Annotated in this window: 18 protein-coding genes; 16 read left to right on the top strand and 2 right to left on the bottom strand. The window is 40.7% G+C overall.

Annotated elements, in window-relative coordinates; translation table 11 throughout:
• Positions 1-50: 50 nt before the first annotated feature.
• Genes acpP through ACYQ35_RS05100 form a run of 11 tightly spaced genes read left to right on the top strand, consistent with a single transcriptional unit; the run spans position 51 to position 9,556 of the window.
• Complete coding sequence (acpP, locus tag ACYQ35_RS05050) at positions 51-269, top strand: acyl carrier protein (protein ID WP_459830876.1); 219 nt, start codon at positions 51-53, stop codon at positions 267-269.
• Between the two features lie 20 nt (positions 270-289).
• Entirely contained in the window at positions 290-1,228 is a 939-nt protein-coding gene (fabK, locus tag ACYQ35_RS05055) for an enoyl-[acyl-carrier-protein] reductase FabK (RefSeq protein ID WP_459830878.1), read from the top strand.
• On the top strand, positions 1,221-2,156 hold the full coding sequence (fabD, locus tag ACYQ35_RS05060) for an ACP S-malonyltransferase (protein ID WP_459830880.1): 936 nt from the start codon (positions 1,221-1,223) through the stop codon (positions 2,154-2,156). Before fabK ends, fabD begins: the two co-directional genes overlap by 8 nt.
• On the top strand, positions 2,150-2,890 hold the full coding sequence (gene fabG / locus ACYQ35_RS05065) for a 3-oxoacyl-[acyl-carrier-protein] reductase (RefSeq protein ID WP_009461492.1): 741 nt from the start codon (positions 2,150-2,152) through the stop codon (positions 2,888-2,890). The genes fabD and fabG overlap by 7 nt, the downstream gene beginning before the upstream one ends.
• A gap of 11 nt (positions 2,891-2,901) precedes the next feature.
• Positions 2,902-4,146 carry a beta-ketoacyl-ACP synthase II gene (gene fabF / locus ACYQ35_RS05070; protein ID WP_009461491.1) on the top strand — a complete coding sequence of 415 codons (1,245 nt, stop codon included), beginning with the start codon at positions 2,902-2,904 and terminating at the stop codon, positions 4,144-4,146.
• A 3-nt stretch (positions 4,147-4,149) separates the two neighbouring features.
• Positions 4,150-4,575: an acetyl-CoA carboxylase biotin carboxyl carrier protein gene (accB, locus tag ACYQ35_RS05075; RefSeq protein ID WP_459830884.1), complete on the top strand. Its 426-nt coding sequence runs from the start codon at positions 4,150-4,152 to the stop codon at positions 4,573-4,575.
• A 15-nt stretch (positions 4,576-4,590) separates the two neighbouring features.
• Positions 4,591-5,019: a 3-hydroxyacyl-ACP dehydratase FabZ gene (gene fabZ, locus ACYQ35_RS05080; RefSeq protein ID WP_459830886.1), complete on the top strand. Its 429-nt coding sequence runs from the start codon at positions 4,591-4,593 to the stop codon at positions 5,017-5,019.
• A 9-nt stretch (positions 5,020-5,028) separates the two neighbouring features.
• The gene (gene accC, locus ACYQ35_RS05085; RefSeq protein WP_459830888.1) at positions 5,029-6,294 is read left to right on the top strand and encodes an acetyl-CoA carboxylase biotin carboxylase subunit; all 1,266 of its coding nucleotides are present in this window, start codon (positions 5,029-5,031) and stop codon (positions 6,292-6,294) included.
• Positions 6,295-6,299: 5 nt separating this feature from the next.
• A complete protein-coding gene (locus tag ACYQ35_RS05090) occupies positions 6,300-7,991 on the top strand; it encodes an acetyl-CoA carboxylase carboxyltransferase subunit alpha (RefSeq protein WP_459830890.1) in 1,692 nt (563 codons plus the stop codon).
• 12 nt (positions 7,992-8,003) lie between these two features.
• Positions 8,004-9,083 (top strand): NAD(P)H-dependent flavin oxidoreductase, encoded by a 1,080-nt coding sequence (locus ACYQ35_RS05095; protein WP_459830893.1) that lies wholly within the window; start codon positions 8,004-8,006, stop codon positions 9,081-9,083.
• A gap of 35 nt (positions 9,084-9,118) precedes the next feature.
• Entirely contained in the window at positions 9,119-9,556 is a 438-nt protein-coding gene (locus tag ACYQ35_RS05100; RefSeq protein WP_459830895.1) for a MarR family winged helix-turn-helix transcriptional regulator, read from the top strand.
• A 152-nt stretch (positions 9,557-9,708) separates the two neighbouring features.
• Here ACYQ35_RS05100 and ACYQ35_RS05105 read toward each other — a convergent pair whose 3' ends face one another.
• Positions 9,709-9,945: a hypothetical protein gene (locus ACYQ35_RS05105; RefSeq protein ID WP_459830897.1), complete on the bottom strand. Its 237-nt coding sequence runs from the start codon at positions 9,943-9,945 to the stop codon at positions 9,709-9,711.
• A gap of 355 nt (positions 9,946-10,300) precedes the next feature.
• Between ACYQ35_RS05105 and gloA2 the strand changes: the two genes are divergently transcribed.
• Genes gloA2 through ACYQ35_RS05125 form a run of 4 tightly spaced genes read left to right on the top strand, consistent with a single transcriptional unit; the run spans position 10,301 to position 12,204 of the window.
• Positions 10,301-10,681, top strand: coding sequence for an SMU1112c/YaeR family gloxylase I-like metalloprotein (gene gloA2, locus ACYQ35_RS05110; protein ID WP_009461481.1), 381 nt, complete (start codon positions 10,301-10,303; stop codon positions 10,679-10,681).
• 20 nt (positions 10,682-10,701) lie between these two features.
• Positions 10,702-11,259, top strand: a complete 558-nt coding sequence (locus ACYQ35_RS05115) for a GNAT family N-acetyltransferase (RefSeq protein ID WP_459830900.1) — start codon at positions 10,702-10,704, stop codon at positions 11,257-11,259.
• A 2-nt stretch (positions 11,260-11,261) separates the two neighbouring features.
• Complete coding sequence (locus ACYQ35_RS05120) at positions 11,262-11,774, top strand: hypothetical protein (RefSeq protein WP_459830902.1); 513 nt, start codon at positions 11,262-11,264, stop codon at positions 11,772-11,774.
• Position 11,775: 1 nt separating this feature from the next.
• Positions 11,776-12,204: a GNAT family N-acetyltransferase gene (locus ACYQ35_RS05125; RefSeq protein WP_459830904.1), complete on the top strand. Its 429-nt coding sequence runs from the start codon at positions 11,776-11,778 to the stop codon at positions 12,202-12,204.
• A 1-nt stretch (position 12,205) separates the two neighbouring features.
• Here ACYQ35_RS05125 and ACYQ35_RS05130 read toward each other — a convergent pair whose 3' ends face one another.
• A complete protein-coding gene (locus ACYQ35_RS05130) occupies positions 12,206-12,631 on the bottom strand; it encodes a GNAT family N-acetyltransferase (RefSeq protein ID WP_459830906.1) in 426 nt (141 codons plus the stop codon).
• A 151-nt stretch (positions 12,632-12,782) separates the two neighbouring features.
• Here ACYQ35_RS05130 and ACYQ35_RS05135 point away from each other — a divergent pair, with 151 nt between their 5' ends.
• Positions 12,783-13,271, top strand: a complete 489-nt coding sequence (locus ACYQ35_RS05135; RefSeq protein WP_459830909.1) for a helix-turn-helix domain-containing protein — start codon at positions 12,783-12,785, stop codon at positions 13,269-13,271.
• Positions 13,272-13,287: the final 16 nt, after the last annotated feature.

The raw sequence follows: 13,287 nt of genomic DNA on the forward strand, positions 1-13,287 counted from the left end.
TATCCAATTTAGGATTACATAAATTTAAGAAAATAAAGGAGAAAAATAATATGTTAGAAAAAGTAAAAGAAATTGTAGCAGATTCATTAGGAGCAGAGGTAGAAGAATTAACGGCAGAAACTTCATTTAAAGAAGATTTAGGCGCTGATTCCTTAGATTTGTTTGAGATGGTAATGGCATTTGAAGAAGAATTTGAAAAAGAAATCCCTACGGAAGATTTAGAAAAACTGACAACAATTGGAGATGTAGTAGTGTATTTAGAGGCTTAGGTCAAAAGAAAGGTTATCATATGAAAACGAGAGTAACTGAATTACTGAGAATTGAATATCCGATTATTCAAGGAGGTATGGCGTGGGTTGCCGAATATCATCTTGCGGCAGGCGTGTCGGAAGCAGGCGGACTCGGAATGATTGGGGCGGCAAATGCACCGGCAGAATGGGTACGCGGGCAGATTAGGGAAGTGAAGAAACTAACGAAGAAACCATTTGGGGTAAATATAATGCTGATGAGTCCGAACGCGGACGAAGTGGCAAAAGTAATTGTGGAAGAAGAAGTTCCGGTTGTGACAACAGGAGCGGGAAATCCTGAAAAATATATAAAAATGTGGAAGGAAGCGGGAATAAAAGTGATTCCGGTTGTGGCTTCCGTAGCAATGGCAAAACGTATGGAACGCTGCGGTGCAGATGCAATCGTAGCAGAAGGAACGGAAGCGGGCGGTCATATCGGAGAGAATACGACGATGGTGCTTGTTCCCCAGATTGCTGATGCAGTGTCAATACCGGTTATCTCTGCGGGGGGAATCGGGGACGGCAGAGGAATGGCGGCCGCTTTTATGCTGGGAGCGGAAGCGGTACAGCTTGGAACTTGTTTTGTCGTGACAAAAGAGTCGGTTGTTCACGAGAACTATAAGAAATGTATTATCAAAGCGAAAGACATTGACTCCAGAGTAACCGGAAGAACGACAGGACACCCTGTGAGAGCATTGCGTAATCAGATGACGAAAGAATATTTAAAATTAGAAAAAGAAGGAGCGTCTTTGGAAGAACTGGAACTTCTAACCTTCGGGGGACTGCGCAAGGCGGTTGTGGAAGGCGATGTGATTAACGGAAGTGTTATGGCGGGGCAGATAGCAGGGTTGGTGAAAGAAGAGATGTCATGCAGAAAGTTTATCGAAAAGTTAGTGTCGGAAACCGACAGATTGATGAAAGGAAAGGTTTTTTATGAGTAAAATCGCATTTGTTTTTTCCGGTCAGGGAGTACAAAAGGCGGGAATGGGAAAGGATTTTTACGAGCAGAGTGAAATCGCAAAACATATATTTGACGAGGCCTCAGAGAGAATTGGGTTGGATTTGAGAAAATTATGTTTTGAAGAGAATGACTTGCTGGACAGAACAGAATATACACAGGCGGCTCTTGTGACAACCTGTCTTGCCATTGCGAGAGTGGTGGAGGAGAATGGTTTGCATGCTGATGTGACGGCAGGATTGAGTCTGGGAGAATATACAGCCATTGCCGTTTCAGGGGGAATGACCGATATGGACGCCATTTCCACTGTAAAAAAAAGAGGGAAGTTTATGCAGGAAGCAGTACCGCAGGGGGAAGGAGCGATGTCCGCCATTCTCGGAATGACGGCAGAGCAGGTGGAAAGTGTGATTACGAACATGGAAAATGTTTTTGTCGCTAACTATAATTGTCCGAATCAAACTGTAATTACAGGAAAGACGGAGGAAGTTCAATCGGCAAATGAGAAACTTCTCTCAGCAGGTGCTAAACGCGCCATGCTTTTGAATGTAAGCGGACCGTTTCATTCGCCGTTTTTAGTTGATGCGGGAGAAAAATTGAGGGAAGTATTGGCAGATATTTCTTTTACAAAATTAAAAATTCCATATGTTACAAATGTAACCGGAAAGTATATTACGAATATAGAAGAAACAAAAGAACTGCTCACAAAACAGGTGGCATCATCTGTACTTTGGCAGCAGAGCGTGGAAAATATGATTGCAGACGGTGTGGATACATTTGTGGAGATAGGTGTTGGAAAGACATTGTCAGGATTTATAAAGAAAATTGACAGAAATGTGAAAACATACAGTATCAGTAATTGGCAAGAGATGAAAAAAGTAACAGATGAACTGGGAGGTAGAGATAAATGTTAAAAGGGCAGACGGCGGTTGTCACAGGCGGTTCCAGAGGGATTGGAAGGGCAATTGCTCTTGAACTGGCGGAACAGGGAGCCAATGTAGTTATTAATTATCACGGTTCGACGGAAAAAGCGGAAGCAGTTAAACATGAGATAGAGGAAAAAGGCGGAACGGCAGAAATTATGCAGTGTAATGTTGCAGATTTTGAAGAGAGTGAGAAGTTTTTTCAACAGGTAATAGAAAAATATAAACGTATTGATATTTTAGTGAACAATGCAGGCATAACCTGTGACGGTCTTCTGATGAAAATGTCGGAAAAAGATTTTGATACGGTTATGAACACAAATTTAAAGGGCACGTTCCACTGTATAAGATTTGTGGCAAGGCAGATGATAAAACAGCGCTATGGAAGAATTATTAATATTTCTTCTGTTGTAGGTGTTGCGGGAAATGCGGGACAGGCAAATTATGCGGCATCTAAGGCGGGAGTGATAGGGCTTACAAAGTCTGCGGCAAAAGAATTGGCATCGAGAAAGATTACGGTAAATGCCATTGCGCCGGGATTTATTGAAACAGATATGACAAAGGTTTTACCGGACAAAGTAAAAGAGGATTCCATAGAGAAAATCCCTCTTGGATATTATGGAAAACCGGAAGACGTTGCCGGCGCGGTTGCGTTTTTGGCATCAGACAAAGCGGGATATATTACAGGTCAGGTGCTTCATGTGGACGGTGGAATGGTGATATAAGGAGAGTATCTATGAAAAGAAGAGTTGTTGTGACAGGTATGGGAGCGATTACCCCTATAGGAAATTCTGTGGAAGAGTTTTGGACAGGAATTAAAGCGGGGCAGGTTGGTATCGGAGAGATTACAAAATTTGATACAACAGAATATAAGGTAAAACTGGCGGCGGAAGTGAAAGACTTTGTTGCTAAAGAGAGAATGGATTTTAAAGCGGCAAAACGAATGGAAACCTTTTCACAGTATGCGGTGGCAGCAGCAAAAGAAGCATTTGAAAATGCCGGGCTTTGTCCGGAAGAGGAAGATGCTTTTCGTATGGGTGTGATTGTCGGTTCGGGAATCGGAAGCCTTCAGGTTGTGGAGAGAGAGTACGATAAAATTCAGACAAAAGGACCTTCAAAGGTAAACCCGCTTATGGTTCCGCTTATGATTTCTAATATGGCAGCAGGAAATGTGGCGATTCAACTTGGATTAAAAGGGAAATGTACGAGTATCACGACAGCATGCGCCACGGGAACACACGCTATCGGCGATGCTTTTCGTGCCATTCAATACGGCGATGCCGATGTAATGCTGGCGGGAGGAGCGGAAAGTTCCATTTGTCCTACGGCGGTGGCAGGATTTTCTGCATTGACTGCGCTTACTGCAAGCACAGATAAAAATAAAGCGTCCATACCTTTTGACAAAGACAGAAGCGGATTTGTCATCGGTGAAGGTGCGGGGATTGTTGTTTTGGAAGAACTGGAACATGCCAAGGCGCGAGGAGCGAAAATTTACGGTGAAATTGCGGGATACGGGGCAACCTGTGACGCGTATCATATCACCTCCCCTGCGGAAGACGGAAGCGGGGCGGCAAAAGCGATGGAGCTGGCCATGCAGGAGGCAGGTGTGCTTCCGAAAGACGTAGATTATATCAATGCACACGGAACAAGTACGCACCACAACGATTTGTTTGAGACGAGAGCCATTTCTCTCGCATTTGGAGAAGATGCGCAAAAACCAATAATTAATTCCACAAAGTCGATGATAGGACATTTGCTTGGGGCAGCAGGGGCGGTGGAATTTATCACATGTATAAAAACCATTCAGGAAGGATTTATTCATCAGACAATGGGGACAGAAAATTTGGACGAAGAGTGTACGTTAAATTATGCGATACATTCACCGATAGAAAAAGAAGTCAACTGTGCCATCAGCAATTCTCTTGGATTTGGCGGGCATAATGCAACAATTTTAGTCAAAAAATATAGGGAGGAAGAGTAAGAAATGGAAAAAGAGCAGTTAATCGAATTAATACATACAGTGTCCTCCTCAAATCTGACAGAGTTTCAATATGAGGAAAATGGAATGAAAATCAGCATGAAAAGAGAATGTCAGGTTGTATATGCCGGGGAAAAAGAATTGCCTGCTCCACAGATAAACGTGGAAGAAATACAAAAGACGGAGGAGGCTCAGGAAGGAAAACTTGTAACGTCGGTATTGGTAGGAACGTTTTATACAGCGCCTTCCGAAGATGCAGAACCGTTTGTGCGTGTAGGAGATACAGTAACAAAAGGACAGACTTTGGCGATTGTGGAAGCAATGAAACTGATGAATGAAATTGAAAGTGAATTTGACGGTGTCGTAGCGGAAATTTTTGTGGAAAACGGTCAGGCAGTGGAATACGGTCAGCCGCTGTTCCGCTTAAAATAGGGGAAAGGAGAACTTATGAAAGGATTAACAGTTCAGGAAATCTGTGAAATTATACCTCACAGACACCCTTTTTTGCTCGTAGATTATATAGAAGACTATGAGCCGGGAGAGTTTGCGGTTGGATATAAATGTGTGACGTACAGAGAAGATTTTTTTAGAGGACATTTTCCGGAAGAACCGGTTATGCCGGGGGTATTTACAGTGGAAGCGCTGGCACAGGTTGGGGCAGTTGCCATTCTGTCAAAAGAAGAAAACAAAGGAAAAATCGCTTACTTTGGAGGAATACAGAAATGTAAATTCAAGGGGAAAGTTGTGCCGGGAGATAAGTTAAAACTGGAAACGAAAATCATTAAGCAGAAAGGACCGCTTGGAATTGGGGAGGCAATCGCCAGTGTTGACGGAAAAGTGGTGGCAAGTGCCGAATTGACCTTTATGATTGGATAGGTGGCAGATATGATAAAAAAAGTGTTAATTGCAAACAGAGGCGAAATTGCAGTGCGGATTATCCGCACCTGCAGAGAAATGGGAATTGAAACGGTAGCAGTATACTCGGAGGCGGACAGGGAAGCACTTCATACGCAGCTTGCGGACGAGGCAATCTGTATCGGACCTGCACCGTCTCGGGAAAGTTATCTGAATATGGAAAGAATCATCAGTGCAACCATCACTTCGGGTGCGGACGCCATTCATACGGGTTTTGGTTTTTTGTCGGAGAACAGTAAATTTGCCGAACTGTGTGAGAAGTGTCACATTATATTTATCGGACCGAAGTCAGAAGTCATTCGAAAAATGGGAAATAAATCTCAGGCGAGAAATACGATGATTGAGGCGGGTATACCGGTTATTCCCGGCAGCAGCGAAATTATTTTGGATATGGAAAGAGGGAAAGAAGTTGCAGTTAAAGTAGGTTATCCCGTAATAATAAAGGCAGTGCTTGGCGGAGGCGGAAAAGGAATGCGTGTGGCATACACGGAAGAGGAATTTTCCAAAAGTTTTCAAATGGCACAGGAGGAAGCCAAAGCGTCTTTTGGGGATAATTCGATGTATATCGAACATTTTGTGGAAAACCCAAGGCATGTCGAATTTCAAATATTGGCTGACAAATATGGGAATGTAGTTCATCTTGGAGAGAGGGACTGCTCCATTCAGGAAAATCATCAAAAATTAATTGAAGAATCTCCGTGTACGATACTCTCGGAGGAACTTCGCAGAAAAATGGGTGAGGTAGCAGTGAAGGCTGCAAAGGCAGTACAGTATGAGAATGTGGGGACAATCGAGTTTCTTTTGGAGAACAACAATCAGTTTTACTTTATGGAGATGAATACGAGAATACAGGTGGAACACCCAGTGACAGAGTGGGTGACGGGCTTGGATTTGATTAAGGAGCAGATAAGAATCGCTTCGGGATTGCCTCTTCCCTATGACCAGAGTGACATTCAGATAAACGGCCATGCCATTGAGTGCAGAATCAATGCGAAGTGTTCAGGAAAAATTACAGACGTACATTTTCCGGGAGGAGAGGGTGTGCGGATTGACACTGCGGTTTATCACGGCTATACTGTGCCGCCATACTATGATTCCATGTTGGCAAAACTCATCGTACACGGCAAGACGAGAGAAGATGCCATTGCGAAAATGCGCAGCGCGCTGGGAGAAGTGATCATAGAAGGAATCGGCACAAATATAGATTATCAGTACGACATTATAGAAAAGATGTGAGCAAAATGAATTTAAAACAAATGTTTAAGAAGACAAACTACATTTCCCTGAAAGGAGATGTAAAAAAAGAACAGACTCCTGAAGTGCCTGAAGGTATTTTAAAGAAATGTAATGCCTGTAAGTCTGCCATTTTTACGGAAGATGTAAAAAATGGATATTATATTTGTCCAAAGTGTCATAATTATTTTCGTGTTCATGCAAAACATCGGCTGGAAATGGTCGCAGATGAGGGCAGTTTTGAGGAGTGGGACAGAGGATTATGTACAAGAAATCCGTTGCAATATAAAGGATATGAGGAAAAAATCCGTCTGACGCAGGAAAAGACGGGGTTAGAGGAGGCGGCCATTACCGGAAAAGCGGAAATCGGCGGAAGAACCGTGGCGCTTGGCATATGTGACAGCCGTTTCATTATGGCGAGCATGGGAGAAGTTGTGGGAGAAAAGATTACCCGCATGGTCGAGCGTGCCACAAAGGAAAAACTCCCAATCATTATGTTTGCCTGCTCAGGCGGGGCGAGAATGCAGGAAGGGATTACTTCCCTTATGCAGATGGCAAAAACAGCGGCAGCCTTGAAAAAGCATAGTGAAGCGGGCGGATTTTATATTTCTGTTTTAACTAACCCGACAACAGGAGGAGTTACTGCAAGTTTTGCCATGCTGGGTGATGTGATTCTGGCAGAGCCGAACGCTTTAATCGGTTTTGCGGGACCGAGAGTGATTGAGCAGACAATCGGTCAGAAACTGCCAAAAGGCTTTCAGCGGTCAGAGTTTTTACTGGAACATGGTTTTATAGACGCGATTGTAGAGAGAGAAAACTTGAAAAAAGTTCTGTTTCAACTAATTGATTTACATGAGCAGAAGAAAATCTGTGAAAAATCAAATGATATATATGCGGAAGAAACAGAGAAAAAAGCGGTAGGAACAGCATGGGATTGTGTAACAAAATCCCGCATGAAAGACCGTCCGGTCGGCTCAGATTATATCAGCAGGCTTTTTGCGGATTTTATAGAATTGCATGGAGACAGATATTTTCAGGACGATAAAGCCATTGTGGGTGGAATTGCCAAGTTTCATGGGATTCCCGTGACGGTTATCGCGCAGGAAAAGGGAAGAACAACGAAGGAAAATCTGGAGAGAAATTTCGGAATGCCTTCCCCGGAAGGATATAGAAAGGCGCTGCGTTTAATGAAACAGGCAGAAAAATTTAACCGGCCGGTAATCTGCTTTGTGGATACACCGGGGGCTTTTTGTGGAATCGGAGCGGAAGAGAGGGGACAGGGCGAGGCAATCGCCAAAAATATTTATGAAATGTCGGCGCTAAAAGTTCCGGTACTTTCCATTATTATAGGAGAAGGAGGCAGTGGAGGCGCTTTGGCTATGGCTGTTGCAAATGAGGTATGGATATTGGAAAATGCTGTTTATTCCATTCTCTCTCCTGAAGGATTTGCCTCAATTCTGTGGAAGGACAGTAAAAGAGCAAAAGAGGCAGCGGAAGTGATGAAATTGACTGCAAGAGAATTGAAAGAGGCGAACATTGTGGAAAAGGTGATTGAAGAGCCTAAACATTTTACGGTGGAAACTTTGTCTTCCGTCTGTGACAATTTAGCAGCAAAAATCTCTTGTTTTCTGTGGAAATATAAAGACAAAGTGGGGAATGATATTGCAGAAGAACGTTATCAGCGTTTCCGAAAGATGTAGAGAGGAGCAATCATGAAAAGAGAAGAAGTATCTTTTGCGGTTGGAGAAAAAAAGGCATATATTCCTATTGTGCAGGGAGGAATGGGAGTAGGAATAAGTCTGCATCGTCTTGCAGGAACAATTGCAAAGGAAGGCGGGGTGGGACTTATTTCCACTGCGCAGATAGGGTTTCGGGAGAAAAACTTTGACAGAAATCCTTTGCAGGCAAACTTGCATGCTATGGGGAAAGAACTAAAATCTGCAAGAAATCTTGCGCCAAACGGTATTATCGGATTTAATATTATGGTGGCAGCAAGACATTATGAGGAATATGTCAGGGAGGCGGTAAGGCTGGAGGCGGATTTGATTGTCTCAGGTGCGGGATTGCCGACAGACCTTCCCTTATACGCAAAAGGAACGAAGACAAATATTGCTCCTATTGTATCAACAGAAAAATCCGCTCATGTTATTTTGAAATATTGGGACAAAAAGTATGGTGTCACCGCGGATATGATTGTGATAGAAGGCTGGAAAGCAGGGGGACATTTAGGATTCCATTCGGACGAACTGGGAAAATGGGACGACATTTCTTATGAAACGGAAATTGGAAAAATTATTGGCATTGTGCGGTTTTATGAGGAGAAATACGAAAGGAAGATTCCGATTATACTTGCAGGAGGAATGTATTCGGCAAAAGACTTAAAGAGGGCAAAAGAATTGGGAGCGGACGGCATTCAGGTTGGAAGCCGATTTGTCACTACAGAGGAATGCGATGCGGATATTCGTTATAAGGAAGCATATTTGAAAGCCGGACAGGAAGACATCTGCATCGTGAAAAGTCCCGTAGGTATGCCCGCAAGAGCGATTTATAACACACTGATAAGGAGAGTGGAAAATGGAGAACAGATTCCACATACACCGTGTCATCAGTGCGTTAAGGGGTGCAATCCCAAAACGATTCCATACTGCATTACGGATAAATTGATTGAGGCAGTGAAAGGAAATGTGGAAAATGGTCTTGTTTTTTGTGGCGCTGAGGTATATCGTGCTGCAAAAATAGAAACGGTGAAAGAGGTAATTGATTCTTTTCTTTTAGCGGAAGAATGTGTATAATGTACATAGTATCATTCTGGTGAAGGAGGAAGCAAATGAATACATATGAAACCATTAATGATATTTTAGTGCATTTGTTTAATGAGATCTGGGAACTGGAAGAGAAGGCAATCATTACGGAAGAATTTAAAGATATTACAAACAATGATATGCACATCATTGAAGCAATCGGCCTTGGAGAGGGAAGTCCAATGTCTGCGATTGCGAAAAAGATGAATGTAACAGCTGGGACGCTGACTACTTCAATGAACAGTCTTGTAAATAAAAAATATGCCGTCCGGGAGAGAAGTGAGGAGGACAGGCGTGTTGTTTATATTAAATTAACGGAAAAAGGGAAAAAAGCATATGAACATCACGCTCAGTTTCATCATCAGATGACGGAGGCGGTTATCAAAAAATTGAATGAGGAAGAGATTCCCGTGTTGCTGAAAACATTAGAGGGGCTTTCGGAATTTTTTAGAAATTATCATTAATTTCATTCCGATAAGCCCCTTTTCCATTTGATAGAATTCCTCTGTTTTTTCTTTGAATTGTTACCTGAGTTGGCAGAGATTTGGTTACTTGTGACCGCAAATCCGTTTAGTCAGATTTGCGGTGAATAGAGTTGATGTGAAATATAGAATGTTTACATTTTAGAGATAAATTCTTCTAAAGAGTCTGCTTGGATTGCCAGTTGAAACCAAAGATTTAGAGTTTTAAGATTTTTCTCTTCGGAAATTCTTTTTTGAAGACTTTCCGGTACCTCTTCGAAATTTTTTAAAAGCATGGTTAAAGAGTTTATCATTCCGATACTTTCACCTTCTTGGAGTCCCTCTTTGCGTCCGGTTTCCCATTCTTCTTTCAGCAATTCTTCAAAAAGCATATATTTTTCCTCCATTTCCCTGTTCTTTTTAATATGCTTTATAAATTCCTGTAATTTTTTTACATATTCATTGTGAAAGTCCTTTTGCCTTTCCTTTATATCTGCTTTCACAAATTTAAGAAAACATACAAGTTCTTCTGGTACTTCTGCATCATTTTTTCTCTCCAAAGGGATCAAAATCACAGATGAAAATAACGTAACTGTTTTTTCATTTGATCGCCTCCGTTTACAGAGGAGTTCTATAGGTTGATTATAGCAGAAGCTTTAGCGGATAGCCATATAAAATAGGTATTGTTTATAGAAAATGAAAAAGGTATAATATTGCCATATTTATAAAATGGATAGGGAGGTATATATGAAATTAGATGAAATACATCACATTGCGATTATCGGAAGTGATTATGAAAAAACAAAACATTTTTATGTTGAGATTTTAGGATTTGAAGTTATTGCAGAAAATTATCGGGAAGAAAGAGAAGATTATAAAATAGATGTTCGACGTGGAAATATAGAACTGGAATTATTTATTATAAAGGGACGTCCGAAAAGAGTCAGTTATCCGGAGGCATACGGTTTACGGCACTTAGCATTTAAAGTGGACTCTGTAGAGGAAGCGGCGCAGGAGTTGAAGAATTTGGGAGTGGAAACAGAACCGATAAGAATGGATGAGTTTACGGGAAAGAAAATGACATTTTTCTTTGACCCTGATGGACTTCCGTTGGAATTACATGAATAAACCGAAAGGATTGAAAAACTATGGAGCATAAAGGAACGGGAAGACTGGAAACAGAAAGATTGATTTTAAGAAAGTTTGCTGAAAGCGATATAGAGAGTTCTTATCGCAACTGGACGAGTGATGATAAGACAACAAAATATTTAACATGGTCTACGCATGAGAATATTGGAGTGACAAAGCAGGTGCTTAAAAGTTGGATAGAAGAATATAAAAACCCATCTTTTTATCAGTGGGCAATTGAATTAAAGGAAATAGGAGAGGCGATTGGAACAATCAGTGTCGTGAGAAGTAATGAATCGATAGATATGGTTGAGATAGGATATTGCATAGGAAGTAAATGGTGGAATCAGGGTATTGTGACGGAGGCATTTAAAAAAGTAATTACGTTTTTATTTGAGGAAGTAAAAGTAAATAGGATTCAGTCGTACCATGACCAAGAGAATGTCGGTTCAGGAAAAGTGATGAGTAAATGTGGAATGATTTATGAGGGAACTCTTCGGGAGGCTGATAGAAACAATAGGGGAATTGTAGATATGGTTACTTATGGTATTTTGGCAAAGGAGTATTTTAAGAAATAGAAATGAAAAAAGGAAAAAGAGTTTTAACAACTATTAGTGCAGCTATATTGATATTGGCAATGGCGTGTCTATACATAGGAGCGCAAAGATTTTTTGCGATACGTCCGGCTACAGTATATGAGGATAAGGGTGTATATACTTTTTCACCATACAGGGTATTGCCAACTCAGGTGAAAAATACTGCCGGTGGACGTCAGGGACGTCTTCACCCGACAAAAACAGTGTATTATCTCTATTACAGGGAAACCGGTGGAACGGGATACAAATGGAAAGAAGAAGTATCTTCAAGAGGAGTTGGGCAAAAGAAAATATCTGAGGGCAGAGAAGTGAAACGGCGGGTGCTGTCCATTAAAAAAGAAGGGAAATATATTACCGTAGAACCGGAGCAGACAGCCAAAAGTTATGTTGCAAAACAGAGAAGGATATACGGAATAACAAGTATTTGTTCAATAATTGTTTTGTTGGGATATTTGGGAGTATGGATAAGAAAGCGAAAAAAGAAAGCGGAAATGTAGTATGATTAGAAATTTAGAAAAAACAGATGTAGACAGTGTGGCAGAAATCTGGCTGGATACCAATATAAAAGCGCACAATTTTGTTCCGGCAAAACACTGGGAAAGTAACTTTACTCTTGTGAAAGAAATGTTTTTACAGGCAGAAATTTATGTTTACGAAGGGGAAACATCAAAAAAGATAGAGGGGTTTGTAGGCTTAGACGACAACTACATAGAAGGAATTTTTGTTTGTGACAAGGTACAGTCATGCGGAATCGGCAGACAGTTACTGGATTTCGTGAAGGAAAGAAAAACATTTTTAAAGTTAAGTGTGTATCAGAAAAATGTACGGGCAATACAATTTTATGAAAGAGAAGGCTTTCAGATAACGAGTGAAAATATAGATGAAAATACGGGGGAGAAAGAATACGAAATGGCATGGAAGCGCTAAATTATTCTAATATCATCAGATAATAAGTGCCTTCATCGCAAATACCGTCTTCCTGTATTATCCAGCCGTGAGAAAGATAAAACTGTAGTGCGGTTTTATTTTGAGCGATACATTTCAGTGTAAGAGGTTTTCCGAAAGTGAGAAGAACTTTTTCTATCAGTGCCTGACCAATATGAAGGTGGCGAAAATTTTTTACAACAAACAAATTGTGGATAAATTTATCGGGCGTCCATACGGATATGAAACCTGCAATTTTTCCATTGACTTCAGCGACAAAAATACGTTCACCCTCAGTAGAACGTTCAAAATCAGTTAGAGATAGCGTGTTTTTGTCAATCCATGAGAATTCTTTTTGTTGTATTTGGTAAAATAATAATGCTAAATATTTTTTGTCTGTTATATGATAATCGCGAAGTATGATTTGCATATGAACCTCTTTTCTTTTGGAATTGTCTTTATTATATAACAAAACGAGAGAAATGCAACGAATCGTTGCGTATTTGTAACATGATTGAGCATTGATGTAACAGGTGTGTTACCTTATAATCATGGCATAAACAGACAAAGGAGGAAAGTATATGGGACTTGCAGAACGATTAAAGGAAAATAGAGAGAGGCTGGGATTATCTCAGGGAGATGTGGCGGAAAAATTAAATATCATACGACAGTCTATTTCGAGATGGGAAACCGGCAAAGGAGCACCAGACCTTGATAATTTAGTTTTGTTAAGCAAATTGTATCAGGTTTCTACAGATGAGTTATTGAAGGAGAGTATTGATGTTAAAGATACAATAATAAAAAATAGCAGGTTGCTGGAAGAAAGAAGAAAAAATTTTCGTTGGTGTTTAATAAGCCTTTTTACAGGACTATTATTTTTAATTATAAATGTACTTTATTTTGATATGAATTGGTTGGGAGATAGAGCATTTATATCGTATTTGAAATATTGGATTATCATAAATCCTGTTTTGCTACATTTAGTGACTGTTATTCCATTTGTTTTAAGTATTGCTTTTTTTATAAAATGGAGAAATAGGAATTTTGCCATAATGAAGAGTACGATATAATTATATTGGAAAAATA

This window comes from Faecalimonas hominis (assembly GCF_054660755.1).